A 23,555-nucleotide genomic window follows, 5' to 3' on the forward strand; every position below is an offset into this window, starting at 1 on the left:
CTAATTATTTGCTAATTACGTTTCAATTTTTTTATAAAAAAAAAAACCCTACAAACATAAATGTTTGAAGGGTTTTCAACTTTACTATTATTATCTCTTTGAGAATTGAGATGCTCTTCTTGCTTTTTTAAGACCGTATTTCTTTCTTTCTGTCATTCTAGGATCTCTTGTTAAGAATCCTGCTTTTTTAAGTTCTGGTCTTAAAGTTAGATCAGCTTTTAATAAAGATCTAGAGATACCATGTCTTATTGCTCCAGCTTGACCTGTATATCCACCACCATTAACATTAACTAAAACATCAAATTTATCTTTAGTTCCAGTTAATACTAACGGCTGGTTAACTATAAGAATTAAAGTTTCTAATCCAAAATAGTTTTCTATAGCTCTTTTATTTATAATAATTTTACCTTCTCCAGGTACAAGTCTTACTCTAGCAACTGATGTTTTTCTTCTTCCTGTTCCTATATATTGAACCTTTGCCATTATATATCCTCCCTTCGAATCTAATTAGTATTTAAGTACTAGTACTTCTGGGTTTTGTGCTTCATTCTTATGTTCTGGTCCTCTGTAAACGATCATTTTTTTAAGTGTTTGACGACCTAATGGTCCCGTTGGAAGCATTCTTCTAACTGCCTCTTCAAAAATGAACTCAGGCTTTTTAGCTAATGCTACTCTATATGGAACTTCTTTTAATCCACCTGGATAATGAGAGTGATGTCTTAACATTTTTTGGTCTAATTTCTTACCAGTTAAAACTATCTTATCTGCATTTATTACAATTACAAAGTCACCTGTATCTACATGTGGCGTAAATGTTGGTTTATGTTTTCCTCTTAGTATTGCAGCTATTTGACTTGCTGCCCTTCCTAAAACTTTTCCTTCTACATCTACAACGAACCATTTTCTTTCTACTTCTAGTGGTTTTGCTAAGTATGATTTCATTATTTTCCCTCCCTGAACTTTTAACAATTAAAACTCTATGCTAAAGATCCGGGGCTAGTGGATCTTATACACGATATTTTATACAAACATTAATAAGTATAATACATTCTACCGGGTGTGTCAATGCTTTTACATAAGCATGTTACAATTTTATTGCTTTTATTTTAATAAAAAACTTCTTCTAAACATAATCCATTCGCCGGAACAGATTTTCCAGCCTTTGATCTCTGTTTCGACTCAATTATATCTTTAATCTCGCTTGGTTTTATTTTCCCTTCCCCAACTCTAATTAATGCTCCAACTATTATTCTAACCATATTGTATAAAAATCCATCAGCTGCAATATATATTTTTATAATCTCTTCATTCTTTACAATATCTAGCCTAGAAATAGTTCTTACTGAAGTTTTCGCAGAACTACCTAAATTTTTGAAAGCAGAGAAATCATGAGTACCCATAAAATACTGGGCACCTATTTGCATAGCCTCTACATCTAATATTTGCTTATGATGGTATATGTAATCACGCCCTACTGCAACAGCTTGTCGTCTATTAATTATAGTATAACTATACATCTTACCCATACTGTTATACCTTGAATGAAACTCATATGGAACCTCAAAAGACTGTAAAATAACAATATCTCTTGGGAGCTTACTATTAATAGCTCCTGTAAATTTTTCTATGACTATTTTGCTATTAGTGTAAAAGTTACCTGTATAACCCTTTGCATGAACTCCAGCATCAGTTCTGCTAGAACCTGTAATTTGAGTTTTTTCACCCGTAAGTTCCTCGATAGCACTCTCAATTTTCTCTTGAATAGTCATAACATTATTTTGTCTTTGCCATCCTGAGTAGTTTGTTCCATCGTATTCTATAATAATCTTGATGTTTCTCACTGCATCATGCCCCTTTCTACTTATAGATAGAATTTAATAACCATTTGCATTATAGGAGAATGTTATGTTCTACTAACAATAGTAATGACAAACAGCAGTATAAAGGAACAACTTGCAATATAATCTCTTTTAGTTACTTTTAGTTGTTTCATTCTAGTTCTTCCTTCTCCGCCCTTATAGCATCTAGATTCCATAGCCATCGCTAATTCATCTGCCCGCCTAAAAGAACTTATAAATAAAGGTACTAGAATAGGGATTAAACTTTTAGCCCTACTTATTAAATTACCAGATTCGAAATCAGCACCTCTGGCCATTTGCGCTTTCATGATTTTATCGGTCTCATCCATTAACGTCGGAATAAACCTTAACGCTATAGTCATCATCATTGCCAACTCATGAGCCGGCAACCCTATTTTTTTAAATGGATTAAGGAGGCTCTCTATACCATCAGTTAATTCTATAGGTGATGTTGTAAGTGTTAGTATTGATGTTCCCATAATTAAAAACACTAGTCTAATAATCATAAATGCGGCAATAATTAAACCTTCTTTATAAATTTTTATAAAATGCCATTGAATAAGTGGAAGACTTCCATTCCCACCAGTCATAAAAATATTTAATACTGCCGTAATAAGTAATAAAATTAAGATTGGCTTTAATCCGCTATAAATGTACTTTAAAGATAGCTTTGCTATTAATATTGTGGCTAATATAAATATAAATACATATAAGTAGCCTTCAAAATTGTTTACCAGAAATAAGTCAATAATAAATAATATAGATATTAATATCTTAAATCTTGGGTCTAACTTATGTATAAAAGAATCTCCTGGTATATATTGTCCTATTGTAATATCTTTGATCATACAAATTCCTCCAAAACGCTATAAAAAGCACATATTACTGTTTTAAATATGATGTCTTAGTTAAGCAAAAGAGTCATACTAATCTTTTTTGAGTATCTTAAACAACTCTTGTTTTGCTTTTTCTATGGTGAATATATCTTGTGATAAATCAAATCCTTTATTACGAAGTTCCCTAATTAAATATGTTACCTGCGGTACTGCGAGGCCAACACTTTCTAAGGTATCTATCTCTCTAAAAACCTTCTCAGGTGTTCCATCTAAGATACATTTTCCTTTATCCATTACTAAAACTCTATTTGCAACTTTAGCTACATCTTCCATACTATGTGATACTAAAATTATAGTCATATTGTTTGCTTTATAAAGCTCAACAATTTTATTTAAGATGTCATCTCTTCCTTTTGGATCAAGTCCTGCAGTTGGTTCATCTAAGATCAACACTTTTGGTTCCATAGCCACTACTCCCGCAATAGCTACTCTTCTCTTTTGTCCACCACTTATCTCAAAAGGTGATTTATCTTTATATTCTTCATAACCAAGTCCAACAATTTTCATAGCCCTTTGAACTCTTCTATTTATTTCATCATTATCTAAACCTAAATTTCGAGGTCCAAATGAAATGTCTTTTTCAATAGTTTCTTCAAAAAGTTGATATTCAGGATATTGAAATACTAGCCCAACTTTTTTTCTTATATTTGTTAATTTCATTTTTTTCTTTGTTATATCAATATCATCTACTAAAATCGTACCTGAAGTTGGTTTTAGTAAACCATTTATATGTTGAATTAGTGTCGATTTACCTGAGCCGGTATGCCCAATGAGTGCCACAAATTCTCCTTGCTTTATTTCTATAGATACATCATCTATAGCTTTTTTTTCAAAAGGAGTTTTTGGCATATATATATATGTTAGATTTTCTATTTTAATTGACATAATGCATTCACCATCTCATTTATAGTTAGTATATCAGATCCTATATTAATACCCTTCTGTCTAAGTTCGTACGCAAGTTCTGTTACCTGCGGAACATCTAAGCCTATTTGTTTCATAATAGCTACATTCTTAAATATTTCTTTTGGTTTTCCATTCATTACAATTTTACCACTATCCATAACTACTATTCTATCCGCTTCTACCGCTTCTTCCATATTATGAGTTATTAGAATTATTGTTATCCCATAATTTTTGTTTATTTTTTTTATAGTGCTCATAACTTCTTTTCTTCCATATGGATCAAGCATTGCTGTTGGTTCATCGAAAACAATGCATTTGGGCATCATAGCAAGAATACCTGCAATAGCTACTCTTTGTTTTTGACCACCTGAAAGCAAATGCGGAGCATGTTTTCTATATTCATACATATGTACACTTTTTAACGCATCATCCACTCTTTTTCTAATTTCCTTAGGGTCTAATCCTAAGTTCTCTGGACCAAATGCTACATCTTCTTCTACTATAGTTGCAACAATTTGATTATCTGGATTTTGAAATACCATACCAGCTACATTTCTAATGTTCCATAGATTAGCTTCTACAGATGTTTGTAATCCATCCACATAAATTTCCCCGTCTGTTGGTATTAGTAGTGCATTTATATGTTTAGCAAAAGTTGATTTTCCTGAGCCATTATGGCCTAGTACCACTAAAAATTCGCCCCTATTAACCTCTAGATCTAATCCATCTATGGCAACTTTAGGTTCTTCACCTTCACTTTGCGGGTACTTATAAACAAGTTTATTACATATAACCATTTTTTCACCCATAAGTGTCACTCCCAACGTTTATAAATATGATAAAATTAAAAATCTACTAAATTATTTAATCACAACTTCAGTAGAAATCTTTTTCAAAATCAATTAAATATTAATAATAAAATGGGGATTAAGTTTGTTCCCACTTAATCCCCTTTGCTTAAACTATACTAATTCAATTATACTCATTTCTGCTGCGTCGCCTCTTCTTGGACCCATTTTCATAATTCTAGTATATCCGCCGTTTCTCTCAGCGTATTTGGGTGCAATATTATCAAATAAATCTTTAACTACGCTTTCTTCAGTAATGAATGCAAGTGCTTGTCTTCTAGCATGAAGATCTCCTCTTTTTCCAAGAGTTATCATTCTTTCAGCAAATTTTCTAGTTTCTTTTGCTCTAGTTACTGTAGTTTCAATTTTACCATACTTCAACAAATTAGTTGCAAGACTTCTAAACATTGCAATTCTTTGATCAGTGGAACGGCCTAATTTACGATACATTGCCATGTATTTCCCTCCTTACTCTTCAGTTAGTTTCAAATTCAAACTCAAAGCCTGAAGTTTCTGTTCAACTTCTTCAAGTGATTTCTTACCTAAATTTCTAACCTTCATCATATCATCCATTGATCTTTCTGTTAATTCTTGAACTGTATTAATTCCAGCTCTTTTCAAGCAATTATAGCTTCTAACTGAAAGGTCTAATTCTTCAATAGTCATTTCAAGAACTTTTTCTTTCTTATCTTCTTCTTTTTCAACCATTATTTCAACATTATCAGCATGATCTGTTAATGTCATAAATAATTTAAAGTGTTCGATAAGAATTTTAGCTGATAAACCAATAGCCTCATCTGGTCTAATTGTACCATTAGTCCAAATTTCAATTGTCAATTTATCATAATCAGTGATTTGGCCTACTCTTGTGTTTTCAACAGCAAAATTTACTCTTTTAACTGGAGTATAAATTGAATCTACTGGTATCGTAGCTATTGGCAATTCATCTGTCTTATTTTTAGCCATAGACACATATCCTCTACCTTTATTAACAGTTAGTTCCATATATAATTTAGCATCGTCATCCAATGTTGCTATATGCAAGTCACTATTAACTACCACTACATCTCCATCAGTGCTAATGTCTGCTCCAGTAACTACTCCGGGTCCTTTAGCATCAATATAAACTGTTCTAGGACCTTCACCTTCCATTGTAAGTGCTAAGCTTTTAATGTTTAGAATTAATTCTGTAACATCTTCTTTAACACCTTTAACTGTGGAAAATTCGTGAAGTACTGTATCAATCTTAACTGCTGTTGTAGCAACTCCAGGTAAAGAAGAAAGAAGAATTCTTCTTAATGCATTACCTAAAGTTATACCATAACCTCTTTCCAATGGTTCAATTATAAATTTACCATAAGAACCATCTTCAGCTGTTTCTACACATTCTATTTTTGGCTTTTCTATTTCCAACATATAAACCCTCCCTTTTTTAATTGGCAACCTATTATGAGGGCAACTGATTCTATATTGATGACTATTTACTGTATAATTCGACGATTAACGTTTCATTAACAGGAACATCTATATCTTCCCTAGTTGGTTGTGCTAAAACTTTTCCTTCAAATTTTTCTAAGTTAGCTTCTAACCAATTTGGTAAAGTTTTAGGGTTTTCAATGAAAACCTTAAACTTCTCAGTAGCTCTGCTTTTTTCACATGCAGACACTACTTCATTTGCTGTTAAACTGTAAGAAGGAATATCTACCTTTTTACCATTAACTAAGAAATGTCCGTGAGTAACTAGTTGCCTAGCTTCTTGTCTTGAATTACCATAACCCAATCTATAAACTACATTATCAAGTCTGACTTCTAAGAGTCTTAATAGGTTCTCACCTGTTATTCCTCTTAACTTGTCAGCCTTTTCATAGTATCTTCTAAATTGACTTTCAAGTACTCCGTATATTCTCTTAGCTTTTTGTTTTTCTCTTAACTGTAATCCGTAATTGGACATTTTTTTCTTGCTTTGTCCATGTTGTCCTGGTGCATAGCCTCTTCTGGCAAATGCACATTTATCTGTAAAGCATCTATCACCCTTAAGGTTGAGCTTCATACCTTCTCTTCTGCAAAGTCTACAAGTAGCTCCAGTATATCTTGCCATTCAAATTACACCTCCTGTTTTTATAAACTATAAATCAAACTCTTCTTCTCTTTGGTGGTCTACATCCATTATGAGGAATTGGAGTAACGTCTTTGATTAATGTAATTTCTAATCCAGCCGCTTGAAGTGACCTAATTGCCGCTTCTCTACCTGCTCCTGGTCCTTTAACAAATACGTCAACACTCTTTAGTCCGTGCTCCATAGCTGCTTTTGTAGCAGCTTCTGCTGCCATTTGAGCTGCGAATGGAGTACTCTTTCTAGATCCTCTAAAACCTAATCCACCTGCACTAGACCAAGATAAAGCATTACCAGCTGCATCTGTAAGTGTAACGATGGAATTATTGAAAGTAGACTTTATGTGTGCACAACCGTGCTCAACATTTTTTCTTTCTTTTTTTCTTCTACTTCTTTTAACTTTCTGAGCCATATTATTCCCTCCTTACTATTTCTTCTTGCCCGCCATTGTTTTCTTAGGGCCTTTTCTTGTTCTTGCATTAGTTTTAGTTTTTTGTCCTCTTACTGGAAGACCTTTTCTATGTCTTATGCCTCTATAACATCCAACTTCCATTAACCTTTTTATATCTAATGCAACTCTTCTTCTTAAGTCACCCTCAATTATAAAATTCTTTTGAATGTATGTTCTTAACTCATTAACTTCTTCTTCTGTTAAGTCCTTAACTCTTGTATCAGGATTTATCCCAACAGTTTTAATAATACCTTGTGACTTTGTTAAGCCTATACCAAATATATATGTTAAACCTATTTCAACTCTTTTTTCCCTTGGTAGGTCAATACCTGCTATTCTTGCCATTTACTGTTTACACCTCCCACGTAATTGTTGTTATAATTTTATCACATCTATATCTTTTAAACGATGTAATAACGATTTATTATTATTAATATTAACTTTGTATTACTATTTCTGTTAATATTTCTTATAAATAAAACCGATCAACCTTGTTTTTGTTTATGCTTAGGATTTTCACAGATAACCATTACTCTTCCTTTTCTCTTAATAACCTTACATTTTTCACACATAGGTTTAACTGATGGTCTTACTTTCATAGCTAACCCTCCTTATTACTTGTCTCTCCAAGTTATTCTCCCACGTGTCAAATCATATGGGGAAAGTTCTACTGTAACCTTGTCTCCTGGTAATATTCTTATGAAATTCATTCTTAACTTACCCGAGATATGAGCTAATATTTTATGCCCACTCTCCAATTCAACTTGAAATATTGCATTGGGCAAAGTTTCTACTACCACACCTTGCATTTCTATTATATCATCTTTTGACATAAGGTAATCAAACCTCCTTACCAATATCTGCAGACTGCAAAAATATTTTAATTTTAGAATTAGTAACCTCTTTTTCAGATAAAATTATATCCCTAATTTCTTCAGCTACAGTGCCTGTAAATTTTAGATGTTTAATCTTCTTCTTTTTAGGTTTCTCGATCCTTCTTAACTCTCCGTCAGAAATGTACACATATTCATTACTTAGTATACCTACAATAATAAATGTTTTGTGCATATCCCTGCCTGCTTTAGAATGTACCACCTTACCTATAAGGCTATTTTTCTCCAAATCATTCACCTCAATTAGTTCAATGTTAATATTTCAGGAATACAATCTATGCTAATTATGTCTCCTTCAAGTAAAACCCGGTTAGATGGAATTCCGTGAACCACTTCATCATTAACAGATGTAGATATGAACGCTGGAAATCCACAATAACCCTTAAAAGATGATCTAGCACCCTGTTTTATTATGAACTCTTCAGCTAATTTATTTAGTTCTGCAATGGTTATTTCAGGTTTTATTACCTCTTCAATTATTGCAAGAGTTTCTACAACCACTTTACCCGCATCTTTCATAAATTAAATTTCCACATCATTTTTAATGTTTATCATTTTTTATCTCAGCTAAGATACTACATATACTGTCAAATACACTATTAATTTCTTGTGTCCCGTCAACTTCTGATAATAAGTTTTTGTCACCGTAATACTTTATCAATGGTTGTGTTTGAGCTTCATATATGTCAATCCGTTCATTAACGGTTACTTCAGTGTCATCAGCTCTTTGAACAAGATCACTTCCACATAAATCACATTTACCATCTACTTTCGATGGATTAAATGCAATATGATAACTAGCACCACATGCAAGGCAAACTCTACGACCAGTCATTCTATCTAGAATGAATTCTCTAGGAACCTTTATTAATAATGCTGTATCAAGGTGAATATCTTTTTCATCCAATAAAGTTTTTAAAGCTTCACCTTGATTGACAGTTCTAGGATAGCCATCTAATAAAAATCCATTAACACAATCTTCATTATCTAACCTATCTTTTATTATATCTATAGTCAATTTATCAGGGACTAAATGCCCCTTATCAATATGTCTCTTAGCTTCAATTCCAAGAGGGGTTTTTTCTGAAATATTTTTTCTGAATATATCCCCTGTTGATATATGTGGTATTGAGAACTTATTACTAATTGATTTAGCTTGAGTTCCTTTTCCAGCTCCCGGAGGACCTAATAAGATTATTCTCATAGTATCATCTCCTGGTATTATTTTATTTAAGAAATCCCTTGTAATGACGCATTACTAATTGTGATTCAAGTTGTCTCAACGTTTCAAGGCCAACATTAACCATAATTAATAACATTGTACCTCCAAAGTATATTCCCTTGAATTGAGTAAATCCTTCTGTAATAATAGGAAACAATGCTATAACACCCGCAAATACTCCTCCAAGGATTGAAATCTTAGTAAGTACACTATCGATATATGTTGCCGTATTCTCGCCCGGTCTAATACCTGGTATGAAACCTGATGATTTATGCATATTTTCTGCCATTTCATCTGGTTTAAATGTTACCTGAGTATAAAACCATGTAAAGAATACTATTAATACAAAATACACCAATGCATATTTCCAAGTATTTGCTTCAAATACGCTCCAACGACTTCCCGTGATGAATTTTGCAATTGAAGATGTAGGTTTTACCTGTGCTATTGTTGCTGGAAACATCATTACTGACATTGCAAAGATTATACCGATAACTCCAGATGCATTTACTCCAATTGGAATATGTGTTGATTGTCCTTTAAAAACTTTATTTCCAACAGCTTTACCTGCATATTGAACTGGAATTCTTCTTTCACTTAAACTTGCTATTACTACTGCAATTAATAATGCCACAGCAATTACAACAAACAATATAACCTCAACAAAACTTACAGTGCCTGCCTTTTGAAGTCCAGCAATTTTATATGCAAGGTCAGGTAATCCAGATATAATATTAATAAATATTATCAATGAAATACCATTACCAATACCTTTACCTGTTATTTGTTCACCTATCCACACCAAAAATGTTGATGCAGTAGTCATCGTTAGTACCACCAAAAATATGGTTAAACTAGATGTATCCGAAAATGCTCCAGTCCCTGCAATAGCAGCATACAAGCCAAAGGCCTGCAAAACTCCAAGTACTATTGAAGCATATCTAGTATAATCTTGTATTTTCTTACGTCCTTCGAGTCCTTCTTTAGAAAGTTGCTCTAAAGAAGGAATTGCGATTACTAGTAATTGCATTATAATAGATGCATTTATGTATGGACCAACACCCATTGCGAAAATACTAAACTTACCAAATGCACCACCCGAAAGCATATTGTAAAAACTAAGTAATGTTCCTCCATTACTAGTTAAACTTGCTAACTTGCTAGCATCTACACCGGGAACAGGAATGAAAATACCTACCCGTATAATTACAACCATAAGTAGCGTAAATATCATACGTTTTTTTAAATCAGGAATTTTCCAGGCATTACGTATGGTTGATAGCATTTATATCACCTCAACTTTTCCTCCAGCTGCTGTAATTTTTTCAGCTGCTGCTTTCGAGAGTTTAGATACTTTTACAGTTAAATTCTTTTCTAAATTACCATTACCAAGTATTTTAACTCCGTCATGTATCTTTCTTACGATTCTTTTCTCTACTAACAATTCCTGTGTAACTTCAGTACCATCTTCGAATACATTAAGCCTATCTACATTTATACAAGAGTATTGTTTTGCAAAAATATTTGTAAAACCTCTTTTAGGTAATCTCCTATATAAAGGCATTTGGCCTCCTTCAAATCCTGGTCTTGTTCCACCACCAGATCTAGAGTTCTGTCCATCTTGACCTCTTCCCGCAGTTTTTCCCCAACCTGAAGCAGTACCTCTACCGATTCTCTTAGGAGATTTTTTTGAACCTTCCGCAGGTTTTAACTCATGAAGTTTCATGTCAACACCTCCTCGTTTTTATACTTGCTCTACATTTATTAAATATATTACTTTGTTAATCATGCCTTTGATCTGAGGAGTTTCCTCGTGCTCAACACTTTTTCGTATTTTTCTTAATCCTAAAGCATTAACAGTAGCGATATGTTCTTTCTTTCTACCAATTAAGCTTTTAACCAATGTTATTTTAACTTTAGCCAAGGTTTTCCCCTCCTATCTTAAAATTTCTTCTACAGTCTTACCTCTTAATTTAGCAACGTCTTCTGCTGTTCTCAATCTTGATAACCCATCAATAGTAGCATTAACTACATTTCTAGGATTACTAGAACCTAAAGATTTAGCTCTAACGTCCTTTAATCCTGATAATTCTAGAACCGCTCTAACTGGACCGCCAGCTAGAACTCCCGTACCTTCAGCACCGGGCATTATGTGTATAACAGAAGTACCAAACTTACCATCAATAGTATGTGGAATAGTTGTTCCAACCATAGCCACGTTTACTAGATTTTTCTTAGCATCTTCTATTCCTTTTCTAATTGCTTCAGGAATTTCTACAGATTTACCCATACCAACGCCAACGTGTCCGTTTTCGTCTCCAACAACAACTAATGCGCTGAATCTGAAGTTTCTTCCACCTTTAACAACCTTAGCAACTCTGTTTATGTTAACTACTTTTTCTTTAAGATCTAATGTGCTAGGATCAATTTTCATGTGTTTCCCTCCTTCTCTTAGAATTTAAGTCCAGCTTCTCTTGCTCCTTCAGCGAGGATTTGTACTCTACCGTGATATACATATCCGCCTCTGTCAAATACTACTTCATTTATTCCTTTTTCAAGTGCTCTTTCAGCAATCATTTTACCTACTAATTTTGCCGCATCTTTATTACTTCCTACTTTTGGTTCAAAAGCTTTATCTATGCTTGAAGCAGAAACTAATGTGATTTTTGCAACATCATCTATTACTTGAGCATATATGTTCTTTTCACTTCTATATACAGCTAATCTTGGTCTTTCTGCTGTACCAGAGATCTTTTTACGAACTCTAAGATGACGCTTAACTCTTGACTTTTGTCTATCGTCTTTCTTGAACACATCATTCACTCCTTCCTACTTATTTACCTGTTTTACCTTCCTTACGTCTAACAATTTCTCCAGAATATCTGATTCCTTTGCCTTTGTAAGGTTCTGGTTTTCTCCAAGTTCTTATTTCTGCTGCAACAGCTCCAACTAATTGTTTATCAATACCTTTTACTATTATTTTATTAGCATCTGGTAATATAAATTGGATTCCTGGAACTGCATCAATTATAACTGGATGTGAATATCCAAGGCTTAATGTTATTTTACCATCTTTAAGTTGAGCTCTATAACCAACGCCAACTAATTCAAGTGTTTTCTCATATCCTTCTACAACACCAATAACCATATTGTTTATTAATGATCTTGTCAATCCATGAAGAGCTCTATGCTCTTTTACATCACTCGGTCTTGTAACTACCACAGTATTGTCTTCCATAGCTATATTCATTTTAGTACTCATGTTTTGAGTTAGTTCACCTTTTGGTCCTTTTACATTAACAACATTCACTGGTGAAACTGTAACAGTTACTCCATTAGGTATAACTACTGGAAGTCTTCCGATTCTTGACATACTTACACCTCCTGTATTCTTTTCAGACATATAACCATTATTAATAATTATATCCCATATATCTCTTTTAATTGTTAACTAATTATCCATTATTACTATGTACATAACAAATTATAGTCGTTATGCCTTAGAATTATTAGACTACCAAATATAACAAATAACTTCTCCGCCTAGGCCTAATTTTCTAGCTTCTCTATCTGCTACTAATCCTTTAGAAGTTGATATTATAGCAACTCCTAATCCATTCAATACTTTTGGAATATCTTCATTTTTAGAATATACTCTTAAACCAGGTTTAGATATTCTCTTAAGTCCAGTGATAACTCTTTCCTTGTTTTGACCATATTTCATTGCAAGTCTCATCATAGGAACGACACCATCATTGTACTCTTCGATATTTTTAAGGTACCCTTCTTGAAGTAATATATTTGCTATTTCCTTCTTTATAGTTGATGAAGGTACTTCTACTATTTCATGTCTTACAACATTTGCATTTCTTATACGTGTTAGCAAATCTGCGATTGGGTCAGTCATAACCATTTTTCGTGCCTCCTTTCATTAGAATGTTCTAATTACCAACTTGCTTTTCTGCAACCAGGAATTTCTCCCTTGTGTGCAAGTTCTCTAAAACAGATACGGCATATACCAAATTTTTGTAATACTGAATGTGGTCTTCCGCAAAGTCTGCATCTTGTATAAGCTCTAGTTGAATATTTAGGTTCTTTTTTCCATTTCTCTATTAAAGCCTTACGTGCCATATGTTTCCCTCCTAATTATTGAGCAAATGGCATTCCAAGGAATCTTAATAATTCTCTTGCTTCCTCGTCTGTCTTTGCTGTAGTAACGAATATTATATCCATTCCTCTAATTTTATCAATTTTATCATATTCTATTTCAGGAAAAATAAGTTGTTCTTTAATTCCTATAGCATAATTCCCTCTACCATCAAATGCTTTAGAAGAAGCTCCTCTAAAATCTCTAACTCTAGGTAATGCAACGTTCATTAATTTATCGGCAAATTCGAACATTTGAGCTTTTCTTAAAGTAACTTTACACCCTATTGGTGTATTTTCTCTTAATTTAAAGTTAGCTATAGATTTCTTTGCTCTTGTTATGATTGGCTTTTGACCTGCAATAATCTGCATATCACTAAGCGCTGCATCTAAAACCTTAGAATTATCTTTAGCTTCTCCAACTCCCATATTCAATACTATTTTCTCAAGCTTAGGAACTTCCATTATATTTTTATAACCGAATTTCTCCATTAAAGCTTGAACTACTTCTTTTTCATATTTTTCTTGTAGTCTTGAACTCATATGTTAAACCTCCTTTCAGGAATTAAAATGTTTCTGCACATTTTTTGCAAACTCTTACCTTAGTTCCATCTTCTAGAATCTTACTATTTATTCTCGTTACATTTTTGCATTTTGTGCAATATAACATAACCTTAGAACTATTAATAGCTGCTTCTCTGTGAGTTATTCCACCTTGCATATTTTGTTTGCTTGGTTTCTGATGTTTTGTAATTACACTAACATCTTTCACTAAAACTTTACCAGTTTTAGGATATACAGCTAAGACTTCGCTTATTTTACCTTTGTCTTTACCTGAAATAACCATTACTGAATCATTTTTTTTCACGTGTACTTTTTTAACTGCCATGTTAGACACCTCCTATCTTATAGAACTTCAGGCGCTAGTGATAAGATCTTAGTGAAGTCTTTATCCCTTAACTCCCTTGCAACAGGTCCGAATATACGAGTTCCTTTTGGGGTTTTGTCGTCTTTTATAATAACAGCAGCATTATCATCAAATCTAACGTATGTTCCGTCTGCTCTTCTTAACCCTTTTACTGATCTGACTATAACTGCTTTAACAACTTCACCTTTTTTAACAACTCCACCTGGTGTTGCACTTTTTACGCTAGCAACTATTGTGTCACTGATGTTTCCCCATTTTCTCTTGGAACCACCTAATACTCTAATACACATAATCTCTTTTGCACCAGAATTATCTGCGACTTTTAATTTACTTTGCTGTTGTATCATATCGAATACCCTCCTTTCAGTCGTTGAACTGAAATGTTATTTAGCTTTTTCAACTATACCAGTAATTCTCCATCTTTTATCTTTAGATAATGGTCTAGTTTCCATAATTGTAACCTTATCATTAATTTTAGCTTCATTATTTTCATCATGAGCTTTAAATTTTGTTGTTGTATTAATTATTTTTCCGTATAATGGATGACGAACTTTTGTTTCAATTGCAACAACTATTGTCTTATCCATTTTATCAGAAACTACTCTACCTGTTCTTGTTTTTCTATTATTTCTTTCCACAAAAACAACCTCCTTTCAGTTTTACTGTTCTAAAGCCTTTATTTCTTCTTGCCTAAGGATGGTCTTAATTTGGGCTATAGATTTTTTTACTTGCTTAATTCTCATAGGATTTTCTAGTTGCCCAGTAGCTAGCTGAAATCTAAGGTTAAATAATTCTGCCTTCAGATCAGACATTTTTACTAGCAAATCTTGAGGATTACTTTGTCTTAATTCTTTTAATTCATTAGCCTTCAATGACTTCACCACCCATTTCCTCGAAATCTTTTCTAGATACAAACTTAGTTTTTATTGGAAGTTTGTGTGAAGCAAGTCTCATTGCCTCTCTAGCTGCTTCTTCTGTTACTCCTGCGATTTCGAATAAGACTCTACCTGGCTTAACAACTGCTACCCAATATTCTACTGATCCTTTACCTGAACCCATACGAGTTTCAGCTGGTTTTTCAGTTACTGGCTTATCAGGGAAGATTTTTATCCAAACCTTACCGCCTCTTTTAACTTCTCTATTGATAGCAACTCTGGCAGCTTCAATTTGATTACTTTTAACCCAGCCACATTCCATAGCTTGTAATGCATAATCACCATATGCAATAAAGTTTCCTCTTGTAGCTTTTCCTCTCATTCTACCACGTTGAACCTTACGATGTTTAGATCTCTTAGGCATTAACATGTCTTATTCCTCCTTCCTTACGCTTTTACTTCTTCCTTAACGGTTTTCTTTGTAGGAAGAACTTCACCTCTATATACCCAAACTTTAACGCCAATTTTACCATATACTGTGTTTGCTTCTGCAAATCCATAGTCTATATCAGCTCTTAATGTTTGGCATGGTATTGTACCTTCATGATAATGTTCAGTTCTAGCTATTTCAGCTCCGCCAAGTCTTCCTGCACAAGCAATTTTGACTCCCTTAACATTAGATCTCATAGCTCGTTGAATTGTCTGTTTCATTGCTCTTCTAAAAGAAATTCTTTTCTCTAATTGAGAAGCAACATTTTCTGACATTAATTGAGCATTGTTTTCTGCTTGTTTAACTTCTACAATATTAATTAAAACATTTTTATCTGCTACTAATTTTTTCATATCAAGTTTTATAACTTCAATACCAGATCCACCTCTACCAATTACCATTCCTGGTTTAGCAGTGTGTATGTTGATTTTAACTCTTTTAGCTGCTCTTTCAATTTCAATCTTAGAAATTCCAGCTGTATAAAGTTTACTTTTCAAGAATTTTCTAATCTTAAAATCTTCAACAAGATTATCTGAAAAGTTCTTTTTATCTGCATACCATTTAGAACTCCAATCCTTTATTACACCGACTCTAAAGCCATGTGGATGTATTTTCTGTCCCACGCTATAACCCTCCTTCTTATGATCTCTCTGTAACTATAATAGTGACATGACTAGATCTTTTTCTTATTCTATACGCTCTTCCTTGTGCACGTGGTCTAAACCTCTTAAGTGTTGGACCTTGGCATGCATAAGCTTCAGCAACATATAGTCTATTAATATCTAAATTCAAATTGTTTTCTGCATTTGCTACAGCTGATTTAAGTACTTTATTAACTACTTCAGCTGCATTTTTTGGAGTGTATTGTAATATAGCAAAAGCTTCATTTACATTTTTACCTCTTATTAACCCAAGAACTATCCCCATTTTCATCGAGGAAGTTCTTACGTATTTAGCTATAGCTTTAGCCTCCATTGATTGTTTCCTCCTTCCAGCACTATCTTACTTTGCTAGTTCTTTCTCTGTCAATGTGTCCTTTAAATGTTCTAGTTAATGCGAATTCTCCTAATTTATGTCCTACCATATCTTCTAAAACATAAACTGGCACATGTTTTCTTCCATCATGAACTGCGATAGTATGCCCTATCATTTGTGGGAAAATAGTAGAACTTCTTGACCAAGTCTTTATTACTTTTTTCTCGCCATTTTTGTTCATTTCATTTATTCTTTTTAACAGAACTTCTTGTACATAAGGTCCTTTTTTTACTGATCTACTCACTTTGTGGCCTCCCTTCATACACAATAAACATAGTAGTAAAGAGGATAAATTCTCCTCAAACTATTTTCTATTTTTACCTTTGACAATAAATTTGTCAGAGTATTTTTTGGTTTTTCTAGTTTTATATCCTAATGCTGGTTTACCCCAAGGAGTCATCGGACTAGCGTGACCAACTGGTGACTTACCTTCTCCACCACCATGTGGATGATCATTCGGATTCATTACTGATCCTCTGACTGTAGGTCTAAATCCTAAGTGTCTCTTTCTTCCTGCTTTACCTATATTAACAATGTCATGAGTTAAATTAGAAACTGTTCCTATAGTAGCTCTGCAGTTTAATCTAATATATCTTACTTCACCGCTTGGAAGTCTTACTTGAGCATATTCTCCTTCTTTAGCCATAAGCTGAGCTGAAGAACCTGCTGATCTTACAAGTTGAGCACCTTTTCCTACTTGTAATTCTATATTATGAATTGTAGAACCCAATGGTATATTAACTATTGGAAGTGTATTTCCGATTTTTATATCAGCATCTGCACCGGATACAATTACATCTCCAACTTTCAAACCAACTGGAGCAATTATGTATCTTTTTTCACCATCAGCATAAACAACAAGAGCTATGTAAGCAGATCTGTTTGGATCATACTCAATTGTAGAAACTTTTGCTGGGATAGCATCTTTATTTCTCTTAAAATCAATTATTCTATAACTCTGTTTTGCTCCACCACCTCGGTGACGAACAGTTATCTTACCTTGGTTATTTCTACCACCATGTCTTTTTGTACTTACAAGAAGTGATTTTAGTGGCTTATCTGTTGTTATTTCTTCAAAATCAGACATAGTCATATTTCTTCTTGAAGGTGTGGTGGGTCTAAATTTTTTAATTGCCATGTGAATTCCCTCCTTTTTTCTCGCTTATCTGGCTTCTGCCAATACTAGCTTAATAATTACATTCCATCAAAAAACTCAATTGTTTTACTTTCTGTTGTTAAAGTAACAATAGCTTTTTTAAAGTCTGCCCTTTTTCCAATGTGAACTCCAACTCTTTTAGTTTTACCTATATTTTTTAAAGTTCTTACATTTTCAACGACAACTCCAAATACTTCTTCTACTGCTTTTTTAACCTGAGTTTTATTTGCATGGATATCAACTATAAAGGTGTATTTTTTATCAGCCATTACCGCCATACTTTTTTCAGTAATTACTGGTTTTCTTATAATATCATGGCTAGTTAGCTTCATTATATATACACCTCCTCAATCTTAGATACAGCATCCTTTGTAACTATGAATTTTTCATATTTAAGTATGTCATAAACATTCAAGTTATTTACTGGTGTAACTTGTACTCCAGGTATATTTCTTCCTGATTTATAAACATTCTCATCTGAAGTTTCAACAACTATTAAAGTTTTCTTAGCATCAAAAGCTTTTAAAACCTCTAACATTGCCTTAGTTTTTGGTGAGTCAAATTCCAAACTATCAATTACTATCATTTCATTTTCAGCTACTTTAGCTGATAAAGCTGATTTGAAAGCAACTCTTCTCATTGACTTTGGTACAGACATACGGTAATCTCTTGGCTTTGGAGCAAATACTATACCACCATGTATCCATTGTGGCGCTCTAATAGACCCTTGTCTTGCTCTACCAGTTCCCTTTTGTCTCCAAGGCTTAATTCCACCGCCTCGAACTTCAGCTCTAGTTTTAGCTGATTGAGTTCCTTGTCTTTTATTTGCAAGTTGTGCTACAACAACTTGATGCATAGCATCTGCATTGATTTCAACTCCAAATATACTTTCATTTAACTGAATGTCTCCAACTTTTTGTGCTTGTTTATTAAATAAATCTAATGTAAGCATTCTGCATCCTCCTTTCTTTAAAGTTACGCTTTAACAGCATTTCTTATTACAACTGTACCTTTGTTTGGTCCTGGAATACCACCTTTAATTAATATAATGTTCTTTTCAGGCATTACTTTAACTATTACAAGGTTTAATACTGTTCTACTAACATTACCCATATGACCTGGCATACGTTTATTTTTAAACGTTTTTGATGGATCAGAAGATGCTCCCATTGATCCAACTGCTCTCTTAAATTTAGAACCATGACTCATTGGTCCTGTGTGCTGATTCCATCTTTTAATACAACCTTGGAATCCCTTACCTTTAGATATTCCTGATACGTCAATTTTATCTCCAGCTGCGAATATATCAGCCTTAAATTCTTGACCTACTTCATAAGCGCTTGTATCTTCCATCCTAAATTCTTTTACGAATCTTCTTAAAGAAGTACCTGCTTTAGCGAATTGTCCCTGCATTGGTTTGTTAACTAACTTCTCTCTTATGTCACCAAAACCAACTTTAATTGCACTATAACCATCATTTTCAACAGTTTTAATTTGAACAACAACACATGGACCTGCTTCAACAACAGTTACTGGAACAACTTTTCTATTCTCATCAAATATTTGAGTCATACCAAGTTTTTTACCCATTATTCCTTTTTTCATGAAAATACACCTCCTACTTATTAGCGGACCACAATGGTGATCATAATAGTTAGTAATAGTAACCTATTACTTACGTTTTATCGCACTTCTATGTACGCTTATAGTTTTATTTCGATATCAACACCAGCTGGTAAGTCGAGTCTCATTAGAGCATCAACAGTTTTAGGTGATGGACTAATGATATCTATTAGCCTCTTATGAGTTCTTATTTCGAATTGTTCTCTCGAATCTTTATATTTATGCGGAGCTCTTAATACTGTAATTACATCTTTTTCTGTAGGTAGTGGTACTGGACCAGCTACTTTAGCTCCTGTACTTTTAGCAGTTTGAACAATTTTCTCAGCTGATTGATCTAATATATTATGATCAAAAGCCTTTAATCTAATTCTAATTTTTTGCTTTATCATTATTATTTCCTCCTTTTCATCGCACGCTCTACTTCTTACGTACAACAGCGGATGTTCTGTAAACTGTTCCGGGTGTTTCGTGAAATAAAAACATGAAACAATTGTAGGAACCCCGTCGCCCGATTCAAGATCAGGACATGTTCGGTGAAGAATTACCCGGAAGTCCGGCAACCTCTTACCTCATCACTGTTACCACAATACAACCTCTAAAGTATACAACATTTCTTTTGCTTTGACAAGTTTTTTTTTTTATTATTTAATTTTTTTTATAACATCTGTTTTTATTAATATTTATACATGCTTTTTTTCGTATTTAAAAGGAGAAGAGCGTCCTCTTCCCCTTAATAATAAAAGCTTTTATTATATTAAATCATCAATTGATTATAAAAAATATCTTATTAATTATTATTTAACTATTGAAGTAACAACTCCAGAACCTACTGTTCTTCCACCTTCTCTGATTGCAAATCTTAATCCCTCATCCATTGCTACTTGAGTGATTAATTCTACATTCATGTCTATGTGATCTCCTGGCATTACCATTTCCATTCCGTCTGGTAATTTTATTGATCCTGTTACATCTGTTGTTCTAAAATAAAATTGTGGTCTGTATCCGTCAAAGAATGGTGTATGTCTTCCGCCTTCTTCTTTTTTAAGTACATATACTTGACCTACAAATTTTGCATGTGGATGTATTGAACCTGGTTTTGCAAGTACTTGACCTCTTTGAATATCAGCTCTTTGAACTCCTCTTAATAATGCTCCAATGTTGTCTCCAGCCATTGCTTGATCAAGAAGTTTTCTGAACATTTCAACTCCTGTACATACAACTTTTCTCTTATCTTCGCTAAGTCCAACTATTTCTACTTCTTCTCCAACCTTAAGTATCCCAGTTTCAACTCTTCCTGTAGCAACTGTTCCTCTACCTGTGATTGTGAATACATCTTCTACTGGCATTAAGAATGCTTTATCTGTTGCTCTTTCAGGTGTTGGGATGTAAGTATCTACAGCTTCCATTAATTCATATATGCATTTTGTTGCTTCTGGATCTGTTGGATTTTCTAATGCTTTTAATGCTGATCCTGTTACAATCGGAATATCATCACCTGGGAAGTCATACTCACTTAATAGTTCTCTTACTTCCATTTCAACAAGTTCTAATAATTCTGGATCATCTACCATATCTGCTTTGTTTAAGAATACTACTATATAACCTACTCCAACTCTGCTTGCAAGCAATATATGCTCTCTCGTTTGAGGCATTGGACCATCTGCTGCACTAACAACTAGGATTGCTCCATCCATTTGTGCTGCTCCTGTAATCATGTTCTTTACATAATCCGCATGTCCTGGGCAATCAACATGTGCATAATGTCTATTTTCTGTTTCATATTCAACATGTGATGTATTAATTGTTATTCCTCTTTCTCTTTCCTCTGGTGCTTTGTCAATTTGGTCAAATCTTGATACTTCTGCTAATCCTTTAGTTGCAAGTACAGCAGTTATTGCAGCTGTTAATGTTGTCTTGCCGTGATCTACGTGCCCTATTGTTCCTATGTTTACATGTGGTTTGGTTCTTTCAAACTTTGCCTTTGCCATTTTGTATTCCTCCTTATATTTACATATTATCTCATTATATTAATTATTATTTTTCGCCTATAACTTGTTCTTGAATGCTCTTTGGAACTGGTTCGTATGCAGCAAATTCCATACTGTATACTCCTCTACCTTGAGTTCTTGATCTAAGTGTTGTAGAATATCCAAACATTTCAGATAATGGAACCATTGCTCTTATTACTTGAGCGCCTGATTCAGCTTCCATTCCTTCAATTCTACCTCTTCTTGAATTAATATCTCCCATAACGTCGCCCATGTATTCCTCTGGCACTGTTACTTCAACTCTCATTATTGGTTCAAGCAATACTGGATCTGCTTTTGCCATACCATTTTTGAAAGCCATAGAACCAGCAACCTTAAATGCCATTTCATTTGAGTCAACATCATGGTATGAACCATCAACTACTTTAACTTTAAAGTTAAGAACTGGGTATCCAGCAAGAATACCAGTTTTTGATGCTTCTTTAATTCCATTTTCTATTGGTCCTATAAATTCTTTTGGAATAGATCCACCAACAGTAGCATTTTCAAACGAGTAAGGTTCAGTAGTTGGTATTAACTCTATCCAACAGTGACCGTATTGTCCACGTCCACCTGATTGTTTAATGTATTTACCTTCTGCTTTAACTTGCTTACGTATTGTTTCTTTGTAAGCAACTTGTGGCTTACCTACATTACACTCAACTTTAAATTCTCTTTGAAGTCTATCAACAATAATCTCCAGATGAAGCTCGCCCATACCACCAATTATTGTTTGACCAGTTTCTTGATCTGTATAAGTTTTGAAGGTAGGATCTTCTTCTGAGAGTTTTGCAAGAGCCATTCCCAATTTTTCTTGTCCTACTTTAGTTTTCGGTTCAATAGCTACATGAATAACTGGGTCTGGAAAGTCCATGGTCTCAAACAATATTGGATTATCCTCATCACATAAAGTTTCTCCAGTAGTTGTATTTTTAAGTCCAATTATTGCACCTAATTCTCCTGCACGTAATTCATCAACTTCTTCTCTGTGATTAGCATGCATTTTAACCAGTCTAGCAATTCTCTCTTTTTTACCCTTGTTAGCATTTAAAACGTATGTACCAGTTTTCATTATGCCTGAGTAAACTCTTGTAAAACAAAGTCTACCAACAAATGGGTCTGTGGCTATTTTAAATGCTAATGCTGCCATTGGTTCATCATCGCTTGGATGTCTTTCCAACGGTTCGGCAGTATCAATATCCTGTCCTTTAACATTGGGTATGTCAAGTGGTGATGGCATGTATTCTATAACCGCATCTATCATCATTTGGACACCTTTATTTTTGTATGAAGAACCACAGATTACGGGTACTATTTCATTGTTAAGTACACCTTTTCTTAATGCTGCTTTTAATTCTTCTTCACTTATTTCTTCACCATCAAGATATTTCATCATAAGATTTTCATCTAGTTCGGCTATTGCTTCGACCATAGCTGCTCTATATTCTTCTGCTAATTCTTTCATATCTTCTGGAATTTCTATTTCTTCTATTTGTGTTCCTAAATCGTCCTTATAGACTTCTGCAATATTTCTAATTAAATCTATAATTCCGAGGAACCCTTCTTCTTTTCCTATTGGAAGTTGTATTGGAACTGCATTAGCATGAAGTCTTTCTCTCATCATCTCAACAACTCTATAAAAATCTGCACCCATTATATCCATTTTATTAACATACGCCATTCTTGGAACATTGTACTTAGCAGCTTGTCTCCACACTGTTTCAGATTGTGGTTCAACTCCACCTTTTGCAGCAAATACAGCAACTGCACCATCAAGTACCCTTAAAGCTCTCTGAACTTCAATTGTGAAATCTACGTGCCCTGGTGTGTCAATAATGTTTATATTATAACCTTTCCAAAAACAAGTTGTAGCCGCAGAAGTTATTGTTATACCTCTTTCTTGTTCTTGTACCATCCAATCCATTGTAGCTCCACCATCATGAACTTCACCAATCTTATGTGTTTTTCCTGTATAGAATAGTATACGTTCAGTAGTAGTTGTTTTACCAGCATCAATATGAGCCATAATACCTATGTTACGGAATTTTTCTAAAGCATATTCTCTTGCCACTATTTGTTCCTCCTCT

General features: G+C 33.7%; 39 protein-coding genes and 1 pseudogene. All 40 read right to left on the reverse strand.

The features are described 5' to 3' along the window. Window positions 1-90 precede the first annotated feature (90 nt). The 40 genes and pseudogenes from rpsI to fusA all read right to left on the reverse strand — a co-directional run bounded on the left by rpsI (window position 91) and on the right by fusA (window position 23,539). Window positions 91-483, reverse strand: coding sequence for a 30S ribosomal protein S9 (gene rpsI / locus A7L45_RS21055; protein ID WP_071614599.1), 393 nt, complete (start codon window positions 481-483; stop codon window positions 91-93). 24 nt (window positions 484-507) lie between these two features. Continuing rightward, complete coding sequence (rplM, locus tag A7L45_RS21060) at window positions 508-942, reverse strand: 50S ribosomal protein L13 (RefSeq protein WP_071614600.1); 435 nt, start codon at window positions 940-942, stop codon at window positions 508-510. 164 nt (window positions 943-1,106) lie between these two features. Continuing rightward, complete coding sequence (gene truA, locus A7L45_RS21065; protein WP_071614601.1) at window positions 1,107-1,841, reverse strand: tRNA pseudouridine(38-40) synthase TruA; 735 nt, start codon at window positions 1,839-1,841, stop codon at window positions 1,107-1,109. Window positions 1,842-1,903: 62 nt separating this feature from the next. Then, window positions 1,904-2,707, reverse strand: a complete 804-nt coding sequence (locus A7L45_RS21070; RefSeq protein WP_071614602.1) for an energy-coupling factor transporter transmembrane component T family protein — start codon at window positions 2,705-2,707, stop codon at window positions 1,904-1,906. A 78-nt stretch (window positions 2,708-2,785) separates the two neighbouring features. Continuing rightward, window positions 2,786-3,640: an energy-coupling factor transporter ATPase gene (locus A7L45_RS21075; protein ID WP_071614603.1), complete on the reverse strand. Its 855-nt coding sequence runs from the start codon at window positions 3,638-3,640 to the stop codon at window positions 2,786-2,788. Further along, complete coding sequence (locus A7L45_RS21080; RefSeq protein WP_071614604.1) at window positions 3,625-4,470, reverse strand: energy-coupling factor transporter ATPase; 846 nt, start codon at window positions 4,468-4,470, stop codon at window positions 3,625-3,627. The genes A7L45_RS21075 and A7L45_RS21080 overlap by 16 nt, the downstream gene beginning before the upstream one ends. Window positions 4,471-4,623: 153 nt before the next feature. Further along, window positions 4,624-4,965: a 50S ribosomal protein L17 gene (rplQ, locus tag A7L45_RS21085; protein ID WP_071614605.1), complete on the reverse strand. Its 342-nt coding sequence runs from the start codon at window positions 4,963-4,965 to the stop codon at window positions 4,624-4,626. A gap of 12 nt (window positions 4,966-4,977) precedes the next feature. Further along, window positions 4,978-5,925: a DNA-directed RNA polymerase subunit alpha gene (locus tag A7L45_RS21090; protein ID WP_071614606.1), complete on the reverse strand. Its 948-nt coding sequence runs from the start codon at window positions 5,923-5,925 to the stop codon at window positions 4,978-4,980. Between the two features lie 61 nt (window positions 5,926-5,986). Beyond that, the gene (gene rpsD / locus A7L45_RS21095) at window positions 5,987-6,607 is read right to left on the reverse strand and encodes a 30S ribosomal protein S4 (RefSeq protein ID WP_071614607.1); all 621 of its coding nucleotides are present in this window, start codon (window positions 6,605-6,607) and stop codon (window positions 5,987-5,989) included. Between the two features lie 34 nt (window positions 6,608-6,641). Then, window positions 6,642-7,034, reverse strand: coding sequence for a 30S ribosomal protein S11 (gene rpsK, locus A7L45_RS22450; RefSeq protein WP_076605254.1), 393 nt, complete (start codon window positions 7,032-7,034; stop codon window positions 6,642-6,644). Window positions 7,035-7,049: 15 nt separating this feature from the next. Next, window positions 7,050-7,418, reverse strand: a complete 369-nt coding sequence (gene rpsM / locus A7L45_RS22455; RefSeq protein WP_076605255.1) for a 30S ribosomal protein S13 — start codon at window positions 7,416-7,418, stop codon at window positions 7,050-7,052. A gap of 140 nt (window positions 7,419-7,558) precedes the next feature. Next, window positions 7,559-7,672 carry a 50S ribosomal protein L36 gene (gene rpmJ, locus A7L45_RS21105; protein WP_021122033.1) on the reverse strand — a complete coding sequence of 38 codons (114 nt, stop codon included), beginning with the start codon at window positions 7,670-7,672 and terminating at the stop codon, window positions 7,559-7,561. A gap of 15 nt (window positions 7,673-7,687) precedes the next feature. Continuing rightward, complete coding sequence (infA, locus tag A7L45_RS21110) at window positions 7,688-7,906, reverse strand: translation initiation factor IF-1 (RefSeq protein ID WP_071614608.1); 219 nt, start codon at window positions 7,904-7,906, stop codon at window positions 7,688-7,690. 7 nt (window positions 7,907-7,913) lie between these two features. Then, complete coding sequence (locus A7L45_RS21115; protein ID WP_071614609.1) at window positions 7,914-8,195, reverse strand: KOW domain-containing RNA-binding protein; 282 nt, start codon at window positions 8,193-8,195, stop codon at window positions 7,914-7,916. Window positions 8,196-8,236: 41 nt separating this feature from the next. Further along, window positions 8,237-8,485: pseudogene (locus A7L45_RS21120) on the reverse strand (M24 family metallopeptidase); the annotation flags it as partial. Between the two features lie 22 nt (window positions 8,486-8,507). After that, window positions 8,508-9,170 (reverse strand): adenylate kinase, encoded by a 663-nt coding sequence (locus A7L45_RS21125; protein WP_071614611.1) that lies wholly within the window; start codon window positions 9,168-9,170, stop codon window positions 8,508-8,510. Window positions 9,171-9,192: 22 nt separating this feature from the next. Continuing rightward, window positions 9,193-10,473 (reverse strand): preprotein translocase subunit SecY, encoded by a 1,281-nt coding sequence (secY, locus tag A7L45_RS21130; protein WP_071614612.1) that lies wholly within the window; start codon window positions 10,471-10,473, stop codon window positions 9,193-9,195. After that, window positions 10,474-10,914: a 50S ribosomal protein L15 gene (gene rplO / locus A7L45_RS21135; RefSeq protein WP_071614613.1), complete on the reverse strand. Its 441-nt coding sequence runs from the start codon at window positions 10,912-10,914 to the stop codon at window positions 10,474-10,476. Window positions 10,915-10,932: 18 nt separating this feature from the next. Then, entirely contained in the window at window positions 10,933-11,112 is a 180-nt protein-coding gene (rpmD, locus tag A7L45_RS21140) for a 50S ribosomal protein L30 (RefSeq protein ID WP_071614614.1), read from the reverse strand. 12 nt (window positions 11,113-11,124) lie between these two features. Continuing rightward, complete coding sequence (gene rpsE / locus A7L45_RS21145) at window positions 11,125-11,622, reverse strand: 30S ribosomal protein S5 (protein ID WP_071614615.1); 498 nt, start codon at window positions 11,620-11,622, stop codon at window positions 11,125-11,127. 17 nt (window positions 11,623-11,639) lie between these two features. Further along, entirely contained in the window at window positions 11,640-12,002 is a 363-nt protein-coding gene (gene rplR, locus A7L45_RS21150) for a 50S ribosomal protein L18 (protein ID WP_071614616.1), read from the reverse strand. Between the two features lie 19 nt (window positions 12,003-12,021). Beyond that, complete coding sequence (gene rplF / locus A7L45_RS21155) at window positions 12,022-12,561, reverse strand: 50S ribosomal protein L6 (RefSeq protein ID WP_071614617.1); 540 nt, start codon at window positions 12,559-12,561, stop codon at window positions 12,022-12,024. Between the two features lie 141 nt (window positions 12,562-12,702). Continuing rightward, complete coding sequence (rpsH, locus tag A7L45_RS21160) at window positions 12,703-13,101, reverse strand: 30S ribosomal protein S8 (protein ID WP_071614618.1); 399 nt, start codon at window positions 13,099-13,101, stop codon at window positions 12,703-12,705. A 32-nt stretch (window positions 13,102-13,133) separates the two neighbouring features. Next, the gene (locus A7L45_RS21165) at window positions 13,134-13,319 is read right to left on the reverse strand and encodes a type Z 30S ribosomal protein S14 (RefSeq protein WP_071614619.1); all 186 of its coding nucleotides are present in this window, start codon (window positions 13,317-13,319) and stop codon (window positions 13,134-13,136) included. A gap of 15 nt (window positions 13,320-13,334) precedes the next feature. Beyond that, a complete protein-coding gene (rplE, locus tag A7L45_RS21170; RefSeq protein ID WP_071614620.1) occupies window positions 13,335-13,877 on the reverse strand; it encodes a 50S ribosomal protein L5 in 543 nt (180 codons plus the stop codon). A 22-nt stretch (window positions 13,878-13,899) separates the two neighbouring features. Next, the gene (gene rplX, locus A7L45_RS21175) at window positions 13,900-14,223 is read right to left on the reverse strand and encodes a 50S ribosomal protein L24 (RefSeq protein ID WP_071614621.1); all 324 of its coding nucleotides are present in this window, start codon (window positions 14,221-14,223) and stop codon (window positions 13,900-13,902) included. A 17-nt stretch (window positions 14,224-14,240) separates the two neighbouring features. Continuing rightward, window positions 14,241-14,609 carry a 50S ribosomal protein L14 gene (gene rplN / locus A7L45_RS21180; RefSeq protein ID WP_071614622.1) on the reverse strand — a complete coding sequence of 123 codons (369 nt, stop codon included), beginning with the start codon at window positions 14,607-14,609 and terminating at the stop codon, window positions 14,241-14,243. Window positions 14,610-14,645: 36 nt separating this feature from the next. Then, entirely contained in the window at window positions 14,646-14,900 is a 255-nt protein-coding gene (gene rpsQ, locus A7L45_RS21185) for a 30S ribosomal protein S17 (RefSeq protein ID WP_071614623.1), read from the reverse strand. 21 nt (window positions 14,901-14,921) lie between these two features. After that, window positions 14,922-15,134: a 50S ribosomal protein L29 gene (gene rpmC / locus A7L45_RS21190; protein WP_071614624.1), complete on the reverse strand. Its 213-nt coding sequence runs from the start codon at window positions 15,132-15,134 to the stop codon at window positions 14,922-14,924. Beyond that, a complete protein-coding gene (gene rplP, locus A7L45_RS21195) occupies window positions 15,124-15,567 on the reverse strand; it encodes a 50S ribosomal protein L16 (RefSeq protein ID WP_071614625.1) in 444 nt (147 codons plus the stop codon). Before rplP ends, rpmC begins: the two co-directional genes overlap by 11 nt. 17 nt (window positions 15,568-15,584) lie before the next feature. Next, window positions 15,585-16,250: a 30S ribosomal protein S3 gene (gene rpsC, locus A7L45_RS21200; protein WP_071614626.1), complete on the reverse strand. Its 666-nt coding sequence runs from the start codon at window positions 16,248-16,250 to the stop codon at window positions 15,585-15,587. A 16-nt stretch (window positions 16,251-16,266) separates the two neighbouring features. After that, on the reverse strand, window positions 16,267-16,602 hold the full coding sequence (rplV, locus tag A7L45_RS21205; RefSeq protein ID WP_071614627.1) for a 50S ribosomal protein L22: 336 nt from the start codon (window positions 16,600-16,602) through the stop codon (window positions 16,267-16,269). 22 nt (window positions 16,603-16,624) lie between these two features. After that, on the reverse strand, window positions 16,625-16,906 hold the full coding sequence (gene rpsS, locus A7L45_RS21210) for a 30S ribosomal protein S19 (RefSeq protein ID WP_071614628.1): 282 nt from the start codon (window positions 16,904-16,906) through the stop codon (window positions 16,625-16,627). A gap of 60 nt (window positions 16,907-16,966) precedes the next feature. Next, the gene (rplB, locus tag A7L45_RS21215; RefSeq protein ID WP_071614629.1) at window positions 16,967-17,800 is read right to left on the reverse strand and encodes a 50S ribosomal protein L2; all 834 of its coding nucleotides are present in this window, start codon (window positions 17,798-17,800) and stop codon (window positions 16,967-16,969) included. A gap of 56 nt (window positions 17,801-17,856) precedes the next feature. Continuing rightward, on the reverse strand, window positions 17,857-18,150 hold the full coding sequence (rplW, locus tag A7L45_RS21220; RefSeq protein WP_071614630.1) for a 50S ribosomal protein L23: 294 nt from the start codon (window positions 18,148-18,150) through the stop codon (window positions 17,857-17,859). Next, window positions 18,150-18,770, reverse strand: a complete 621-nt coding sequence (rplD, locus tag A7L45_RS21225) for a 50S ribosomal protein L4 (RefSeq protein ID WP_071614631.1) — start codon at window positions 18,768-18,770, stop codon at window positions 18,150-18,152. The genes rplW and rplD overlap by 1 nt, the downstream gene beginning before the upstream one ends. Before the next feature lie 23 nt (window positions 18,771-18,793). Next, window positions 18,794-19,423, reverse strand: a complete 630-nt coding sequence (gene rplC, locus A7L45_RS21230) for a 50S ribosomal protein L3 (RefSeq protein WP_071614632.1) — start codon at window positions 19,421-19,423, stop codon at window positions 18,794-18,796. Between the two features lie 98 nt (window positions 19,424-19,521). Then, window positions 19,522-19,830 carry a 30S ribosomal protein S10 gene (gene rpsJ, locus A7L45_RS21235; protein ID WP_071614633.1) on the reverse strand — a complete coding sequence of 103 codons (309 nt, stop codon included), beginning with the start codon at window positions 19,828-19,830 and terminating at the stop codon, window positions 19,522-19,524. 405 nt (window positions 19,831-20,235) lie between these two features. After that, window positions 20,236-21,429: an elongation factor Tu gene (gene tuf, locus A7L45_RS21240; RefSeq protein WP_071614634.1), complete on the reverse strand. Its 1,194-nt coding sequence runs from the start codon at window positions 21,427-21,429 to the stop codon at window positions 20,236-20,238. Between the two features lie 46 nt (window positions 21,430-21,475). Further along, complete coding sequence (gene fusA, locus A7L45_RS21245) at window positions 21,476-23,539, reverse strand: elongation factor G (RefSeq protein ID WP_071614635.1); 2,064 nt, start codon at window positions 23,537-23,539, stop codon at window positions 21,476-21,478. Between the last annotated feature and the right edge of the window lie 16 nt (window positions 23,540-23,555).

Source organism: Clostridium estertheticum subsp. estertheticum (assembly GCF_001877035.1).
GTDB lineage: Bacteria > Bacillota > Clostridia > Clostridiales > Clostridiaceae > Clostridium_AD > Clostridium_AD estertheticum.